General features: G+C 74.5%; 17 protein-coding genes. 10 read left to right on the top strand and 7 right to left on the bottom strand.

Annotated features, from left to right (window positions below):
- A complete protein-coding gene (locus tag Q5425_RS04925; protein ID WP_308670882.1) occupies positions 1-3,165 on the top strand; it encodes a BTAD domain-containing putative transcriptional regulator in 3,165 nt (1,054 codons plus the stop codon).
- Between the two features lie 68 nt (positions 3,166-3,233).
- Here Q5425_RS04925 and Q5425_RS04930 read toward each other — a convergent pair whose 3' ends face one another.
- From Q5425_RS04930 to Q5425_RS04940, 3 genes are read right to left on the bottom strand one after another with little or no spacing between them, the layout of a single operon-like run.
- Entirely contained in the window at positions 3,234-3,965 is a 732-nt protein-coding gene (locus Q5425_RS04930) for a metallophosphoesterase (RefSeq protein WP_308670883.1), read from the bottom strand.
- Complete coding sequence (locus Q5425_RS04935; protein WP_308670884.1) at positions 3,962-4,771, bottom strand: nucleotidyltransferase family protein; 810 nt, start codon at positions 4,769-4,771, stop codon at positions 3,962-3,964. Before Q5425_RS04935 ends, Q5425_RS04930 begins: the two co-directional genes overlap by 4 nt.
- A gap of 42 nt (positions 4,772-4,813) precedes the next feature.
- A complete protein-coding gene (locus Q5425_RS04940) occupies positions 4,814-5,194 on the bottom strand; it encodes an STAS domain-containing protein (protein WP_308670885.1) in 381 nt (126 codons plus the stop codon).
- Positions 5,195-5,313: 119 nt separating this feature from the next.
- On the opposite strand from Q5425_RS04940, the gene Q5425_RS04945 reads away from it, so the two are divergent.
- From Q5425_RS04945 to Q5425_RS04970, 6 genes are all read left to right on the top strand, one after another.
- Positions 5,314-5,778: an SRPBCC family protein gene (locus tag Q5425_RS04945; RefSeq protein ID WP_308670886.1), complete on the top strand. Its 465-nt coding sequence runs from the start codon at positions 5,314-5,316 to the stop codon at positions 5,776-5,778.
- Positions 5,779-5,786: 8 nt separating this feature from the next.
- Entirely contained in the window at positions 5,787-6,581 is a 795-nt protein-coding gene (locus Q5425_RS04950; protein ID WP_308670887.1) for a MerR family transcriptional regulator, read from the top strand.
- 113 nt (positions 6,582-6,694) lie between these two features.
- Positions 6,695-7,513: a hypothetical protein gene (locus Q5425_RS04955; protein WP_308670888.1), complete on the top strand. Its 819-nt coding sequence runs from the start codon at positions 6,695-6,697 to the stop codon at positions 7,511-7,513.
- Positions 7,513-7,941 (top strand): phage holin family protein, encoded by a 429-nt coding sequence (locus Q5425_RS04960; RefSeq protein ID WP_308670889.1) that lies wholly within the window; start codon positions 7,513-7,515, stop codon positions 7,939-7,941. The genes Q5425_RS04955 and Q5425_RS04960 overlap by 1 nt, the downstream gene beginning before the upstream one ends.
- Complete coding sequence (locus tag Q5425_RS04965) at positions 7,938-8,549, top strand: DUF3618 domain-containing protein (protein ID WP_308670890.1); 612 nt, start codon at positions 7,938-7,940, stop codon at positions 8,547-8,549. Before Q5425_RS04960 ends, Q5425_RS04965 begins: the two co-directional genes overlap by 4 nt.
- A 64-nt stretch (positions 8,550-8,613) precedes the next feature.
- Positions 8,614-9,420 (top strand): MBL fold metallo-hydrolase, encoded by an 807-nt coding sequence (locus tag Q5425_RS04970; RefSeq protein WP_308670891.1) that lies wholly within the window; start codon positions 8,614-8,616, stop codon positions 9,418-9,420.
- A 33-nt stretch (positions 9,421-9,453) separates the two neighbouring features.
- Here Q5425_RS04970 and Q5425_RS04975 read toward each other — a convergent pair whose 3' ends face one another.
- Together Q5425_RS04975 and Q5425_RS04980 are read right to left on the bottom strand one after the other, a co-directional pair.
- On the bottom strand, positions 9,454-11,226 hold the full coding sequence (locus Q5425_RS04975) for a GMC family oxidoreductase N-terminal domain-containing protein (RefSeq protein ID WP_308670892.1): 1,773 nt from the start codon (positions 11,224-11,226) through the stop codon (positions 9,454-9,456).
- Between the two features lie 14 nt (positions 11,227-11,240).
- A complete protein-coding gene (locus tag Q5425_RS04980) occupies positions 11,241-11,915 on the bottom strand; it encodes a hypothetical protein (RefSeq protein ID WP_308670893.1) in 675 nt (224 codons plus the stop codon).
- A gap of 436 nt (positions 11,916-12,351) precedes the next feature.
- On the opposite strand from Q5425_RS04980, the gene Q5425_RS04985 reads away from it, so the two are divergent.
- The 3 genes from Q5425_RS04985 to Q5425_RS04995 all read left to right on the top strand — a co-directional run bounded on the left by Q5425_RS04985 (position 12,352) and on the right by Q5425_RS04995 (position 14,610).
- Positions 12,352-13,023 carry a lytic polysaccharide monooxygenase gene (locus Q5425_RS04985; protein ID WP_308670894.1) on the top strand — a complete coding sequence of 224 codons (672 nt, stop codon included), beginning with the start codon at positions 12,352-12,354 and terminating at the stop codon, positions 13,021-13,023.
- A 101-nt stretch (positions 13,024-13,124) separates the two neighbouring features.
- The gene (locus Q5425_RS04990; RefSeq protein ID WP_308670895.1) at positions 13,125-13,715 is read left to right on the top strand and encodes an HD domain-containing protein; all 591 of its coding nucleotides are present in this window, start codon (positions 13,125-13,127) and stop codon (positions 13,713-13,715) included.
- Between the two features lies 1 nt (position 13,716).
- A complete protein-coding gene (locus Q5425_RS04995; RefSeq protein WP_308670896.1) occupies positions 13,717-14,610 on the top strand; it encodes an NADP-dependent oxidoreductase in 894 nt (297 codons plus the stop codon).
- On the opposite strand, the gene Q5425_RS05000 is transcribed toward Q5425_RS04995, so the two are convergent.
- Complete coding sequence (locus Q5425_RS05000) at positions 14,611-15,387, bottom strand: sugar phosphate isomerase/epimerase family protein (protein WP_308670897.1); 777 nt, start codon at positions 15,385-15,387, stop codon at positions 14,611-14,613.
- A gap of 128 nt (positions 15,388-15,515) precedes the next feature.
- Positions 15,516-16,334, bottom strand: coding sequence for a hypothetical protein (locus tag Q5425_RS05005; protein ID WP_308670898.1), 819 nt, complete (start codon positions 16,332-16,334; stop codon positions 15,516-15,518).
- Positions 16,335-16,435 lie beyond the last annotated feature (101 nt).

Here is a 16,435-nt window from a genome sequence, read left to right on the forward strand (position 1 = left end):
GTGCTCAGCTTCGGGGTGCTGGGACCGTTGCAGGTCGAGCGGGACGGCGTGCCCGTCCCGGTCACCGGGCCCAAGGTGCGGGCCCTCCTGGCGGCGTTGCTGATGCGGGCGAACACGACCGTGTCGCTCGACCGGCTCACCGAGCTGCTGTGGGGCGACGACCCGCCGGAAACCGCCCGCAAGAGCCTCCAGGTGCACGCCGTCCGGCTGCGGCGGGCGCTGGGCGACGGCGTCGTCGAGACCCAGCCGACCGGCTACCTGCTGCGCGTGCCGCCGGCGCGGCACGACCTGCTGCGGTTCCGCGAGCTCACCGCCGCCGCGCGGGCCGAGCCGAGCCCGGACGCCGAGCGCGAGCTGCTCGCCGCCGCGCTCGCCTGCTGGCGCGGACCGCTGCTCGCCGACGTCCCGGCCGAGGTCCTGAGCCGGGAAGACGTCGACCAGCCCGCCGAAGAGCGGCTGCTGGCGCAGGAGCGCTACTTCGAGGTCAGCCTCGAACTCGGCCGTCCCGGTGAGATCACCGGCGAACTGGCCCGGCTCACGCGCCAGCACCCGTGGCGGGAAGCGTTGTGGGCGTTGTACCTGGAGGCGCTGCACCGGGCGGGCCGCCGCGCCGACGCACTGGAGACCTACCGCGCGGTGCACCGGATGTTCACCGGCGAGCTCGGCGTCGGCCCCGGCGACCGGGTGCGCCGCGCCCACCAGGCCGTCCTCGCCGACGAACCCGGCGCGCAGCCGGAGTTCCGGCCGCGGCAGCTGCCCCCGGCCGTCGCCGCGCTCGTCGGCCGCACCCGGCTGCTGTCCACATTGGACGAGGTGCTGGGTCCGGACCGGCCGCCCGGCACGCACCCGCCGATCGCCCTGCTCGTCGGGCCGGCCGGGGTGGGCAAGACGACCGCCGCGGTGCACTGGGCGCACCGCGCCGCGCGGCACTTCCCGGACGGCCAGCTCTTCGCCGACCTCCAGGGCTACTCGACGGTCCCGGCGCTCGCGCAGCTGGAGGTGCTGACCCGGTTTTCGCACGCGCTCGGCGTCCGGCCCGGCCAGGTGCCGACCGACGTCGCCGACGCCGCCGCGCTCTACCGCTCGGTGCTCGCCGACCGGCGCGTGCTGATCGTGCTGGACAACGTGGCCGGGCCGGAACACGTGCGCGCGCTGCTGCCCGGGAGCCCGGGCTGCGCGGTGCTGATCACCAGCCGCGACCGGCTCTGCGGCCTGGCCGCCACCTTGGACACCCGGCTCGTGGAACTGGCCGAGCTGTCGCCGGACGACGCGCTCGCGCTGCTGGCCTCGGTGGTCGGCGCGGACCGGGTCGCCGCCGAGGAGGACGCCGCCCGCGAGCTGGTGCGGCTGTGCGCCGGGCTGCCGCTGGCGCTGCGGATCGCCGCGGCGAACCTCGCGCTGTGGCCGGACCGGTCCCTGCGCGGCTACCTCGCCGAGCTGGCCGGGCCCGACCTCCGGCAGCTCGGCGTCCGGGGGGCCTTCGACCTGTCCTTCGACGCCGTTTCCCCGGCGGCGGGCCGGTTCTTCCGCCTGCTCGGGCTGGTGCCCGGCGCCGACGTCGGCGTGGCGGGCGCGGCGGCGCTGGCGGGGGTGGACGACGCCCGGGCCGGCCGGCTGCTGCGCGAACTGGCCGCGAGCCACCTGGTGCAGCCCCGCGGCGACCGGTTCGGCCTGCACGACCTGCTCCGCGCGTACGCCGCCGAACGCGCCCGCGACGAGCTGCCGCCGGCCGAGCGGGCGACCGCCCTCGACCGGCTCCTCGGGTACTACCTGCGCGCGGCGGCCCGGGCGGCGACCGCGCTCTACCCCGATCTGCAGCGGCTGCCCGACGCGCCCGAAGACGGCGAAGCCGTCGAACCGGCCGAAGCCCGCCGCTGGCTGCTGGCCGAGCACGGCAACGTCCTGTCCGCGATCCGGTGGACCGCCGGGACGGACCGGGAATCGTTCGCCTGGCGGGGGGCCGACCTGCTGCGCGGCTTCTTCCACTCCCACCGGCTCGACGCCGGGTGGCAGGCGGCCGCAACCGCCGGGCTGGCCGCCGCGCGGCGGGCCGGGGACGAGCGGGCGGCCGGAGCCATGCGGCACAGCCTGGGCGCGCTCGCCTGGAGCCGCGGCGACTACGAGACGGCGCTCGCGGAGCTCGAAGCGGCCCAGCGGTCCTACCACGCCGCCGGGGCCCGCGAAGGCGCCGACTCGGTCCTGCACGCGCTCGGCGTCGTGCACCTGGACCTCGGCCGGCTCGACCGGGCGATCGAGCACTTCACCGCGGCACTGGACGGCACGCTGCGGCACGGCGAGTCGATCCGGGCGGCGAACGGGCTGATCAACCTGGGTGCCGTGCTCATCGAACACGGCAGGCTCGCCGACGGCATCGAGCACAACGAGCGCGCGCTCGACCTCTGCCGCCGGCTCGGCTCACCGCACGCGGCGGCGATCGCGTTGTGCAACCTCGGGTACGGCTACCGCGCCTCGGGCGATCTCGCCCGCGCGCAGACCGTGCTCACCGAAGCGCTGGAAGCCCTGCGGCAGCTGGGTTCCCGGGACGACGAGGCGGACGCGCTGGTGCGGCTCGCGGCGGTGCACCGGGCGACCGGCGACCTCGCGCGGGCGTGGCCGGCGGCGCGGCTCGCGGTGACGGTGGCGCGGGAGGCCGGCAACCAGCGGTTCGAGACCGACGCGCTGTGCGCGCTCGGCGACCTCCACCGCCAGGAAGGCGACCCGGCGGCGGCACTGGCGGAGTACACCGAAGCCCACCGGCTGGCGGAGAAGATCGGCTACCTCCGCGGCGGGATCACCACCCGGATCGGGCTGTCCACTGTGGATAGTGCCGAGGCGCTGGGGCACGCCGGAACCGCCTTGCGCGACGCCGCCCAAGGCGGTTTCCGGCTGCTGGCCGAGCAGGCCCGGACCAGCATGGCGTCGGCTTCGCTGACCGCGGGCGACCCGGCGGCCGCGGAAACCCTGGCCGTCCGGGCGGTTTCCGGGTTCCGGGCCACCGGGCACCGGCTGGGCGAGGCGTACGCCCTCGTGGTGCTCGGCAAGGCGCGCCTGAGCCTGACCGGCCCCGCCGCGGCCCGCGCCTGCTGGCGCACGGCCGAGGAGGTGCTCGCCGCCGCCGGCGAGCGCCCGGTGCTGGCGGTGGTGCGCACCCTGCTGGCCGAGTGACCTCTGCCGCGGCTGGTCGTGAGTGGTAAGGCGGGTTCTAACCCGCCTTACCACTCACGAGGGACTCGTCAGCGGCGGGCGGACAGCTCGGCCGGGTGCAGGTCGTAGAGCGCGTACGCCTTCCGGATCACCGGCTGCGCCACGTTCCGCACGCGCACCCCGCCCGGCGTCACACCCTGCTCGCACCCGAAGTGGGCGTGGCCGTGCAGCGCCAGGTCGGCCCCCACCTCGTCGATCGGCTCGCACAGCAGGTACGACCCGAGGAACGGGTGGATTTCCGGCGGCTCGCCGTGCAGGGTCCCGGGGATCGGCGCGTAGTGCGTCAGCGCGACGACGACGTCCGTGTCGAGGGTTTGCAACGCTTTGCGCAGCGAATCGGCCGACGCCATCGTGTGCTCGACGAAGTCCTTCATCTCCCGCTCGCCGAACCGGCTGGCGCACTTGCCGGCGAACCCGCCGCCGAAGCCCTTGACCCCCGCGACGCCCAGGGAGCCGTCCGGCAGGTCGAACCGGACCGCGTCGCCTTCCAGCACCTCGACGCCGGTCTCCCGGAGCAGGTTCGAGATCATCTCGCCGGCGTCGCTGTGGTGGTCGTGGTTGCCGAGGACCGCGGCGATCGGCACCCCGAGCCCGGCGAGCTCGTCGGCCACCACGCGGGCCTCTTCGACGGTGCCGTGCCGGGTGAGGTCCCCGGCCAGCAGCAGGACGTCGGCGGTGCCGGCGAGGTGCTCCAGGGCCGGCCGGAGCAGGCCGCGGGAGTCCTCGCCCAGGTGCACGTCCCCGACCGCGGCGATCCTCATCGGCCGATCTCCTCCGCGCTCGCCGGTTCGCGGACGTCGGCGACCCGGACGTCGTTGTGCACCAGCTCCCCGGTCAGGTATTCGCCGACGACGGCGTCCACCTCCGCCTTCCGCGCCGGGCAGGTGACTTCGCCGGTCAGGTGGACGTGCTCACCCCGCACGGTCACGTGCACGCCGAGCTCGGCGGTGCGGGGGTCTTCGGCCAGCGCCCGGTGGAGCCGGGCGACGAGGTACTGCGGTGGTTCGGGCACGAGTGCCTCCTTCGGGTCGATCACGGCCAGGTCGCCGAGCAGGGCCAGGAACGCCCGGGCGTAGGGGGACGCCTGCACCTGCACGGCGACCTCGGTCCAGTCGACCTGCTCGCGCAGGTCGCGGGCGATCCGCAGCAGCGGCGCGAAGTCGCACCGGTGCGCGCTCAGCACGAGCAGCTTGTCCACCAGCAGGTCGGTGCCGCAGACGACCGGCGCCGCGGTGGACCCGATCCGCATCAGCGCCGCGCGGTCGAGCAGCTCGTCGGTCACCGGCCGGTGGTTGGGGCCGTGGATGAGGTCCACGAGGATGTCCCCGTCGTAGACCTTCGTGAGCCAGTCCTCCGGCGGGTGCACCCGCCGCAGCCCGGCCGCGGTGAGCACCTCGGCCGCCTTTTCCGCGTCGCCGGGCTTGAGGAACAGGTCGACGTCGTGGTCCGACGGCGGCCCGCCACGGGCGTACACGGCCAGCCCGCCGGCGACGGCGAACCGGATGCCCGTGCCGTCGAGCGCGGTCACGACTCTGGTCAGGCTCTGCAGCAGCGCCTCCGCTTCCATGGCAGAGGACTACCCGCGGGTGGGCCGGCCCTAACCGCCGCCTCAGGCGACGCCGCCGGGCCGCTGCCGGATCCACTCGCGGGCGCCGTCCACCGTCGGGTGCAGCGCGACCGTGGCGTCGAGGCGGGTGATCTGCAGGGACCGCAGCACCGCGTGCCGGTCGGTGACGACCGCGAACGGCAGCTCCGCGGCCGCCGTCGCCGTCACGAGCTCGGCGATGACCTGCAGGCCCGCCGAGCCGCAGAAGGTGATCGCGCCCAGGTCCACGATGAGCGCACCCGGCCGTCCGGTCAGCGCGGCCCGGGCTCGCGTGCGCAGCACCGGCGCGGTGCCGAGGTCGAGATCGCCGGCCGCGGCGACGACGACGGCTTCGGGCACGGTGCGCGTCCGCACCGTCAGTGCGGGCATCCGGTCGTCGGTCACGGGGGCTCCTCTTTCGTCGCTGCTGCCCGACCATAGAGCGGTTGCATCGTTTTGTCATCGATTTGCCGGGTATCCGGGGACCGGACCACCCCGCCCCTTGGAGAGAGGACTTCACCGCGATGAGCACCGTCACCGAATCCGTCGACGTCGAGACCGACGTCACCACCGCCTACAACCAGTGGACGCAGTTCGAGTCCTTCCCGCGGTTCATGGAGGGCGTCGACGAGATCCGGCAGCTCGACGACACCCACACCCATTGGAAGATCACCGTCGGCGGGCAGACCCGGGAGTTCGACGCGACGATCACCGAGCAGCACCCGGACGAGCGCGTCGCCTGGAAGTCCGACTCCGGCCCGACGCACGCGGGTGTCGTGACGTTCCACCGCCTCGACGACCGGCAGACCCGCGTCACCGTCCAGCTCGACATCGACCCGGACGGCTTCGTCGAGAACGTGGCCGACAAGCTGGGCATCATGGACCGCCGGGTCAAGGGCGACCTGGGCCGGTTCAAGACCTTCATCGAGGACCGCGACGGCCGCGAGACCGGCGCCTGGCGCGGCGACGTCGCCCGCCCCGGGAACTGAGCCTGCCGGTGGACCGGCCCGCCACCGCCCCCGCCGTCACCTGGACGGCGGGGGCGGTGGCGCGGATGCTCGGCCTGCCCGCGTCCACGCTGCGCGCGTGGCACCGCCGGTACGACCTCCCGCTGTCCGCGCCGCAGACGGGCAGCCACCGCCGCTACGGCCGGACGGACGTCGACGCCCTGCTCCGCATGCAGCACCTGATCGAGCAGGGGCTCGGCCCCGCAGCCGCGGCCGCACGGGCGTTCCGCCCCGGCGGCCGGACCGACGTGGGCACGCTGCTGACCGCCGTCCGGCGGCTGAAGCTCGACACCGCGGCCGCGCTCCTCGACGCGCACCTGGCCGGCCGCGGCGTGCCCGCGACCTGGGACGAGCTCTGCCGCCCGGCGCTCGGCGCCCTCTGCGGCCCGGACGCCGACCGCTGCATCGACCTGGTGCACGGGCTCGCCTGGGCCATCGCCGCGGCCCTGCACCGCATCCCCGCCCCCACCGGCGCCGGGCCGCCGGTCCTGCTGGCCTGTGTGGACGGCGAGCGGCACACGCTGCCGCTGGAAGCCCTGCGCGCGGCGCTGGCCGAACAGGGCCGCGCGGCCCTGTTCCTCGGCGCCTCGATCCCCGAAAGCGCGCTCCGGCACGCGGTCGACCGGGTCCGGCCTGCCGCCGTCGTGCTGTGGAGCAGCCACCCGGTGACTCCCCCGAGCGGGCTCCCGGTAGCCCGGATCGTCCTGGCCGGTCCGGGCCGGCCGTCCCCCGGCCGCCCGGACAGCCTCCGCGACGCCGTCTCGCTGCTGACGACGGGGGAGTGAAGGGCGGGTCCGGTTTATCCCCGGACCACCCGGGTAGCCAGCCGCCCTACCAGGCCGATGGTCGCATCGGCACCCACGTAGGCGCGGAAGTGCCTTCCCCGCAGGAGGTCGAGATGACGCAGGGACCCGGCGGTCAGTCACCGCCGCAGCAGCACGGCAGCGGATCGCCGTCGATGCCGGAAACCGCCAAGGACGAAGCCCGCGAGGTGGCTTCCACAGCCGCCGATCGGGGTGGCGAAGTCGCGCAAACGGCCGCGGACCAAGCAAAACACGTGGCCGCGCACGCCCAGCAGGAAGCACGCGACCTGGTCCGCGAAGGCCGGGAACAGCTGCAGTCGCAGGCCAGGGACGGCCAGCGGAAGGCGGCCGAGGGCCTCCACCAGCTGGCCGGTCAGCTGGAGCGGATGGCGGAGCAGACCGACTCCCCCGGCATCGCCGGCGACGTCGCGCGCCAGGTGTCCGACCGGACGCGGACGGTCGCCGACTGGCTCGAGCACCGCGAACCGGGTGACCTCTTGGACGAGGTGCGGCGCTTCGCCCGCCGCCGTCCCGGCACCTTCCTGGTCGGTGCGGCCGTGGCCGGCGTCCTCGTGGGGCGGCTCACCCGCGGCGTCGTCGCGCAGAAGCAGGAGGAAAACTCCTCGAACGGGCAGGCGGGCGCCCCGCAGCCGCACGCCGGCCCCGCCGCGACCCCGCCGGTACCTCAGCCGGGTGCCGGGTACGCGCCCCCCACCGGGTATCCGGCGACTGCCGGGTACGAGACGCCGCAGCCGGGCACGGCCCCCGGCGGGTACAACGCGCCCCAGCCGGCGGGCGGGCTCCCGCAGCCGAGCCAGCCGGGGACGGTCCCCGGCGGGTACAACGCGCCGCAGCCGCCCGAAGGCCTCCCGCAGCCGAGCCCCCGCTTCTCCGCGCCGGGCCAGGTGCCGTGATGACCCAGCCACCCGGGCCCGCCCCGCGGGCCGGCGAACCCGTCGACGTCGCCGACGTCTCCGTCGGCGAGCTGATGTCCAACGTCATGAAGGACATCTCCACCCTGGTGCGGCAGGAGGTGGAACTGGCGAAGGCCGAAGTGAAGGCCGAGGCGGGCAAGGCCGCGAAGGGCGCGGGCATGCTCGGCGGCGCCGGGTTCGCCGGCTACATGGTCGCGCTGTTCCTCTCCATCGCCCTGTGGCAGGGCCTGGCGAACGTGATGGATTCCGGCTGGGCGGCGCTGATCGTCGCGGTCGTGTGGGTGATCGCCGGCGCCGTGCTCTACACGACCGGCCGGCGCGAAGTCCGCCGGATCAACCCGAAACCCGAACGCACCGTCGAGACCCTGCAGCAGGTCCCGGACGCACTGAAAGGCGAACGACCATGACCGAACCGGAGCGGATCCGCCGCGAAATCGAAGGCACGCAACGCCATCTCAGCACCGACGTGAACGCCCTCACCGAGAAGGTGACCCCGGGCCGGATCGTCGAACGCCGCATCGGCCGGATGCGCACCGCGGTGGGCAACGCGCGGGATCGCGTCATGGGCACGGCGGCCGACCACGCGTCGACGGCGGGCGACAAGGTGGGCTCGGTCGCCTCGACGGCCGGGGACAAGGTGAGTTCCGCCGCCGACGCCGTCAGCGAGGCCCCTGCCTCGATCCGGCGTGGCACGCGGGGCAATCCGCTGGCGGCCGGCCTGATCGCCTTCGGCGCCGGCTGGCTCGTCTCGTCCCTGCTGCCCGCGAGCGAGCCGGAACGCCGGCTCGCCGGCCAGGCGACCGACCTCGCCCGCGAGCACGTGGCCCCGGTCGCCCAGCACGCGGCCGAGGAGCTCAAGGAGAACCTGCGCGAGCCCGTGCAGCAGGCGGCGGAGTCGGTGAAGTCCGAAGCCGCCGACGCGGCGTCCACGGTCAAGGACGAAGCCCGCTCGGCGACCGGCGACGTCACCGATCGCGCCCAGGAGGCCAAGGAAAACGTGCGCTCCCAGAGCTGAGGAGCACGCAGTCCGGGGCGCGGCCCGCCCGGCCGCGCCCCGGCCCTGTGCCGGAAGGAACCCGATGCCCCCGTACGCACCGCCCACCGGTGACAGCCTGATGTTCGTCGGGACCGCGACCACGGTGCTCCGGCTGGGCCCGTTCACCCTGCTGACCGACCCGAACTTCCTGCACCGCGGCCAGTGGTCCTACTTCGGCCAGGGCCTGTTCTCGCGGCGGCGCACCGAGCCCGCGCTGCAGCCGGCGGACCTGCCGCCGCTGACCGCGATCATCCTGTCCCACCTGCACGGCGACCACTTCGACCGGATCGCCGCACGCGAACTCCCCCGCGACACCCCGATCCTGACCACCCGGCACGCGGCGACCCGCTTGCTGCGGCGCGGTTTCCACGCGCCGCTGCCGCTGCCGACGTGGACGGCGGAAACCTTCTCGGACGGAGACGCGCGGCTGACGGTGACGTCCGTGCCCGCGCGGCACGCCCCGGGCCCGGCCCGGCGCCTGCTCCCCCCGGTGATGGGCAGCGTGCTGGAGTACCGCGCGGCACCGGAGGCCGATCCGCTGCGGATCTACCTCAGCGGCGACACCGTGCTGCACGACGAACTCCGCACCATCCGCCACCACTTCCCCGACCTCGACCTGGCGGTCGTGCACCTGGGCGGCACCCGCGCGTTCGGCGTCCTCGTCACGCTCGACCACCGCGGCGGGGTCGACCTGCTGAACCTGCTGGAGCCCCGGCGTGCGGTCCCGGTGCACTTCGACGACTACGGCCTGTTCCACTCGCCGGTGTCGAACTTCCTGGAGGAGGTCCGGCTGCGCCGCCCGCCGACGCGGGTGCAGCTGCTGCAGCGGGGCGAATTCCTGTCGTTGTGATCCCGGCGCGGTCCCGGCATCCCGGCGAAGGACCTAAAGCCCGCGGGCCAGCACCGCCTGTGTGACGCGGTCGTCGATGGACGACGTCGGTGCCTCCCGCCCCACCCACGGGTCACCGCCGAAGTAGGTGCGGAAGATGTTCTCCGCCGTGCGGGTCGCCACCGCCTGGGTCGTCAGCGTCGGGTTGGCGCCGCCCGCCGCGTTGGGCAGGGCCGAGTTGTCGGCGATGTACAGCCGGTCGACCCAGCGGGCCTCCGCCGTGCCGTCCAGTACCGAGTCGGCCGCGTCGAAGCCCATCCGCATGCTGGACTGCACGTGGAGCAACAGGGGCGCCCAGTCCAGCCGGTGCACCCGCCGCGCGCCCGCGAGCCGCATCAGCTCGGCCGAGCGCGCCGCGAGGTACTCGCGGTTGCGGCGGGTGCGCGCCGTGCGGGCGCGGTGGCGGACCTCCACGCGCGGCACCGGGCCGTGCGGGTCCGGCGGGATGACCGCCGACCGCGTCACCCGGTTTTCGGGCTGGACGTCGTCGTCGGTGACCACCAACGCCGTGAGCAGCTTGTTGACGTCGCCGAGCGCCGCCTTGAGGTCGTTGCCGACCAGCCGCCCGAGCGTGTCGGCGCCTTGGGGGCCGACCCCCGCCCCGTTGTCGTAGAAGCCGGACATCCCGGCGTCGCTGTAGGCGAACGCGAAGGCCTGCAACGCCGGCGGCAGGCAGACGTTCTCCACGCCGCCGTAGCCGGGGAAGTCCATCCGGCAGTTGGAGCCCGCCCCCTTGGACTCGCCGGTGTAGGAGTCGAACACCCCCACCACCCAGTCGAGGTGGTGCTCGGTGAGCCCGCGCCCCACCCAGTCGTTCGGGTTGGGCAGGCCGCTGTTGAGCCACAGGCGCGGGTTTTCGACGCAGCCGCCGGCGAGCACGACCACGCGGGCCTCGACGGTGTGCAGCGCGCCGTCGGGCGTGCGGTAGACGACCCCGCGCGCCACCGTGCGCGAACCGGACTGCTCGGTCAGCACCCGCACGACGTAGGCGTCGGTGATCAGCTCCGCGGCCCGCCCGCCCGGCGACCACGCGTCGGCGGTGAGCATCATCGGCACGTAGGAGTTGTCGGTGGAGCGCTTGGCCTTGAGGTTGCGCGGCGCCCGCCGGGGTTCGAGGCAGCCCTGGAAGCAGTGCCCGCAGAAGGTGCAGCCCTGCGCTTCCGGGAAGAGCAGCCGGGCGGGGTCGCCGGTGCGGCCCGCCGTGCCGTGCGGCTGCAGGATCGCGTTCTCCTGCGCCCGGTAGGACGGGCCCCGCAGGTCCTTCCAGGTCTGGTGGGTCAGCCCCATGCGTTCGGCGCCGCGGAAGAAGACGGCTTCCTTGGTCCCCATGGGCGCGGTGCGCACCGGCAGCGTCTCCTCGCACCATTCGAAGTACGGCCGGAGTTCGGCGTAGGTGAAGGGAAAGACGTGCGCGGTGTCGTACTCGGTGCGATCGGCGCCTTCGTAGCCGGCGAACACACCGGGGGCCGGGCGCGGGTTGTTGCCGAAGTAGTGCAGCGTCGTGCCGCCGACGCCGGCGATCTGCCAGACGAACGAGTTCTGCGGGAAGTCCCGCAGCCACGGCGCTTCCGCGCGCCGCGACGGCCCGACCCGGAACCGCCCGGTGATCGGGTTGTTGGTGTCGTCCTCGAGCCGCGTCCACTCCTGTTCGGGCCGCAGGTGCCGGGCCCCGGCTTCGAGCACGAGCACGTCCAGGCCGCGGGCGGCCAGTTCTTTGGCCACGACGGGTCCGCCGCCGCCGGCCCCGACGACCACGATGTCGCGCATGAGCAGGGTCCTCCCTAGTCGGTCACCCGGTCGATTCCGCGGTAATAGCCCCGGAATTCGTTCCACCCGTCGCCGATCCCCTGGTACGCGCTGAGCTCCCAGCCCAGCGGAATGGCGGTCAGCCGGTTCGTCGCCCGGTCGAACACCGGCGCTTCCGAATACGAGACGAATGCGGCGAGCGTCGGGAGCGTGTCGAGGATGAACCGCACCGGCGTGCCGTCGGCCAGTCCCGGTTCCTCGAGCCGCCGGAACACTTCCACCTTGCCCGCGAAGGAGAGGTTGGCGAACGACGCGGCGAACGGGCCGAGCGCGGCCGGGGGGTCCACCTCGATCGCGACGAGGTTGAGAATGGCCGCCACCGCGGCCGCGCCGGGCAGGTTGAGGTCGAAGGGCCGCCCGACGATCGGGTACGGGATCGCCTGGTCGTAGACGTACCGCAGCGCGGGGGCGGCACCGGCCGCGACACCGCCGTCCGTGCTCGACGTCCGTCCCTGCCGGACCGAGAACGGATCCCGGCCCGGCACGAGGAAGGCCACGAGCCCGGCCATGGCGTCGTCGACGGGCGGCAGCGGAAGGGCTTCGGCCCGGGCGGTGTCCCAGGCGAGGAGAACGGGAACCGCCACGGCGGCGCCGAGCACCACCCGCCGCCTGATCGCCGGATTTCCCGGGGGTTCCGGAAGAGGAGCCATGATCACCACCACGTTTCGCGTCCGGTCGGGGAATGCGTCGGGAAACGTTCGTGGTGGACGACTTTAGGCGCGTTCCGCTCCTTCGCCGCCCGGCACCGGCGGATCACCCGATCGGCCCCGGCCGGGTTGTGGCGGCAGACGGGACCCGGGTCGCTTCCCCCGTCCTCCGGTGACAAATTCTCCGGATACACCCGCGCGGAGCAGCCCGGCGGCGCCGCGTTCACCGGGCGTCCCCGGGCCCGGGCCGATGGGGCGGCCCTGGTTCCGCCGCCTTCCGCCGTTCAGTGACCGTTCAGTTCGCCTCCGTGCCGGAAAGCGCTCTCTCGAATCGGTTTCCGGGACTCGGACGGTGGCCGGGCGCGGGCGCGGCACGTATGGTCGTCCGGCACAACCTTGGGAGCGCTCCCGAATCCGGCCCCCGACGAAGGAGGACAGCGTGGTTCCCCGACGGATCCGACCCCGCAAGACCTTGCTCTCCCTGGTGGTGACGGCCGTGAGCGCCGTGCTGCTGGGTGGTGTGCTCACCGGTGTCGCCGACGCGCACGGCTCGGCCACCGACCCGCCCTCGCGCAACTACGGCTGCTGGAACCGCTGGGGCAGCGACTTCCAGAACCCGGCGATGGCGACCAAGGACCCGATGTGCTGGCAGGCCTGGCAGGCCGACCCGAACGCGATGTGGAACTGGAACGGGCTCTACCGCGAAGGCGTCAAGGGCAACCACCAGGGTGCGATCCCCGACGGCACGCTGTGCAGCGGCGGCCGCACGCAGGCGCCCCGGTACAACGCCCTCGACACCGTCGGCGCGTGGCAGATGGCGAACAAGGACAACCGGTTCACGCTCACCATCACCGACCAGGCCCGCCACGGCGCCGACTACCTGCTGGTGTACATCACCAAGCAGGGCTTCAACCCCGCCACCCAGCCCCTCGGCTGGGGCAACCTCGAACTGGTCGCGCAAACCGGCAAGATCGCTCCCGCCGGGCAGTACCAGGTCGCGGTGAACGCGGGCAGCCGGACGGGACGGCACGTCGTCTACACCATCTGGCAGGCGAGCCACCTCGACCAGTCGTACTACTTCTGCAGTGACGTGAACTTCTCCGGACGCTGACGATTTCCGGGAGGAGCCGGGCCGCGGGCCGACCGCGGCCCGGCTTCCGGGGTAAGTTACGTTACATACGCTGATCGTAATGCAAGGCGTACGCTCGGGGCATGGAGCTGACCTTCCCCTCCGGCCCGGCGTGCGTGACCGCCACCGAGGTCGCGGCGGCCTACTCGGCGCCCTCCCTGCTCAACCACTCGATGCGGGTGTACGCCTGGGCGGTCGCGCTCGGCGGCGTCCACCACGTCGATTTCGACGCCGAGCTGCTGTTCGTCGCGGCCATGCTGCACGACGTCGGGCTGGCCGCGGAGTTCGACAGCCACACGAAGCCGTTCGAAGTGGCCGGCGGGCACGTGGCGTGGGTGTTCGCCGCGGGTGCCGGCTGGCCGCCCGGGCGGCGGGCGCGCCTGACCGAGGTGATCGTCCGGCACATGCAGGCCGACGTCGACCCGGCCGAAGACCCGGAGGGCTTCCTGCTCTCGCGCGCCGCCGCGGCCGACATCGCCGGGCGCGACGTGGCGGACCTGCCCGCGGGCTTGCGCGCCGAGGTGCTCGAGCGCTACCCGCGGCTGGACCTGGTGGACGAGTTCCTCCGCTGCTTCCGCGACCAGGCGGACCGCAAGCCGGACAGCTCCGCCGGCGCCGCGATGCGCAACGACCTCGCCACCCGCATGGCCCGCAACCCGCTCGAAGGGAACTGACTTGCAAGCCATCACCGTCCGGGACCGCACCGCCGAACCGGCTCTCACCGAACTGCCGTACCCCCACGCCGCGGAGAACGACGTCGTCGTCCGGGTGCACGCGGCCGGGTTCACCCCCGGCGAGCTGACCTGGCCCGCCACCTGGACCGACCGCGCCGGCCGGGACCGGACACCGAGCGTCCCCGGGCACGAGCTGTCCGGTGTCGTCGCGGCACTCGGCTACGGAACCACCGGCCTGAGCGTCGGCCAGCGGGTCTTCGGCCTGGCCGACTGGGCTCGTGACGGCTCCCTGGCCGAATACACCGCGGTGGAAGCGCGCAACCTGGCACCGCTGCCGTCCGACGTCGACCACGTCACCGCCGCCGCCCTGCCGATTTCCGGGCTGACGGCGTGGCAGGCGCTGTTCGACCACGGACGGCTCACCGCGGGCCGGACCGTCCTGGTGCACGGAGCCGCCGGCAGCGTCGGCTCGCTCGCGGTGCAGCTCGCGCGCGAAGCGGGCGCCCGGGTGCTCGGCACCGGCCGGGCCGCCGACCGGGACACCGTGCTCGGGCTCGGCGCGGACGCCTTCGCCGAGCCCCTCTCGGCGGAGCTGGCGGACCTCGGCCCGGCGGACGTGGTGCTCGACGTGCTCGGCGGCGAGGTCCTCGACCGCTCGGCCGCGCTGGTGCGCGAGGGCGGCACGCTCGTCACGATCGCCGAACCGCCCCGCATCCGGCCCGCGGACGGCCGGGCGGTGTTCTTCGTCGTCGAGCCCGACCGGGCCCGGCTCGCGGACCTGGCCCGCCGGGTCCGGGAGGGCCGCCTGCGCCCGCGGATCGACACCGTCCGCCCGCTCGCGGAAGCACCGGCGGCGTTCGGCGCGCGGGGCAAGACCGTGCTCCGGGTCGGGTGACTACACCGGCGCGTACCGCTGGAACCAGGCGGCCGCCGCGCGCAGCGGCACGTCGACCGGCGCGATGCCGGGGTACCAGGCCTTTTCCCACTCCAGCGACACCCAGCCCGCCCACGACCGCAGCAGCTCGCCGCAGGCACCGAGCGGGACGGCGCCCGCCCCCGGCGGCACCGGGGTCGGGTCCGGCCGGCTCACGGCGTCCTTGACCTGGAAGTAGCCGAGGTACGGGCCGAGCACGGCGAAGGTGGCGGCCGGTTCCTCACCGGCGCGCCACGGGTGGACGGCGTCCCAGAGCACGGCGGCCAGGTCCGGTGCGCCGAACCCGGCGACCAGCCCGAGGGCCGCGGTCCCGGTGGGGTGCGAGTCGTGCGTCTCGACGAGCAGCCGCACGCCGGCGTCGCGCAGGTCCCCCAGGACGGCACCGATGCGGCGCTGCGCGTCCCCGTCCCCGTTCCCGCCGGGGAAGACGCGCACGGAGGGGGCGCCGATCCGGTGGGCCAGGGCGATCAGCGCCTTCAGTTCGTCGACGACGGGCCGGTCGGCCCCGGGCGCGGCGACTTTCGCGTACCCGGCCAGGCAGGCGATGGCCAGGCCTTCGCCGTCCAGGGTGGACCGGATGCCGTCGACGGCACCCCCGGACAGTCCCAAGTGGACCTGTTCGTCGGGGTGCACGCGCAGTTCGAGGCCGGCGCAGCCGTGGGCGACGGCGGTCCGGGCGGCGTCCACGACGGGGGTCCCCGGCATGCCGAGCGTGCTCACAGCGAACCGCCAGCCCATCGACGACCTCCTGCCGGGTTTCGGCGACGGACCGAGTGTAAGCGCTTTCAGCGGGTGAGACGACCGGCTCCGGGCAAACCGCTGCCCGCACCCGTGATCACCTCGGGTGCGGGCAGCGGGGACCCGGGCTAGTGGGCCTTGTTCTGACCGCGGCCCGCGGGCGCGCGGCCGTTCGCGCCGTCGGTGGTCTTGCCCGCCGGCTGCGGCTTGACGGCCGCCGGCTGCGTGGCCGGGGCCGGCGGTGCCGCCGGCGTCGGCTTGGCTGCCTCCGGGGCCGGCGGTGCCGCCGGCGTGGCCGGCTTGGCCGCCACCGGCTTCTCGGCGGCCGGCTTCTCGGTGGCCGGCTTTTCGGCGGACAGCGCGGCGGTGTTCCCCGTCGGCTCCGTCGCGGGCTTGTCGGCCGGCTTCGCGGCGGCCTCCTCGGCCAGCGGGTTGGGCCGCCGGACCTGCACGACCGCCACGATCGCGGCCGCCACCGCACCCAGCGCGAGCAGCCACGGCCAGCGGGCGCGCTTGGTGCGCTCCCCGCGGGCCACGCTCTTGGCCTCCTGGAGCGCCACGGCCAGGTCCCGCTTCGCGGTGGCCACGGCCTTCCGGCGCCGCCGGCCGGACTCGCCCTTCGAGCTCACCACCGTCGCCACCGCCTGGGCGGCCTTGCGGCCCGGGTCGCGCATCTTCGCCGCGCGGGCCATGACCTCGTCACGGGCGGCGCCGGAGTTCGCCAGCACGTCCCGGCGGGAGGAGCGCGTGCTCTTGTCGAGCTCCTTGGTCGCCGCCCGGCCGACCTTCGCGAGTTCGTCCTTGCCCTCGGCCAGCTTCCGATCGGTGATTTCGACCGCCCGCGCGGCCGCGGCCGCCCCCACCCGCGCGGCCTCCGCGGCGAGATCCCGTACGCCGGCCGCCGCCGTCTTCACCGATCGCCCGACCGGGGCGTCGCCCTGGCTCATGTGATCACCTCTCACTCGTCGCAGCAGGCATGGCCTGCTCAGCTCACGCCTAGGGGCTACCCAGTGGAGGCGGATCCGGAACGTCGACCACCCATCGGCGT

Source organism: Amycolatopsis sp. A133 (assembly GCF_031082405.1).
GTDB lineage: Bacteria > Actinomycetota > Actinomycetes > Mycobacteriales > Pseudonocardiaceae > Amycolatopsis.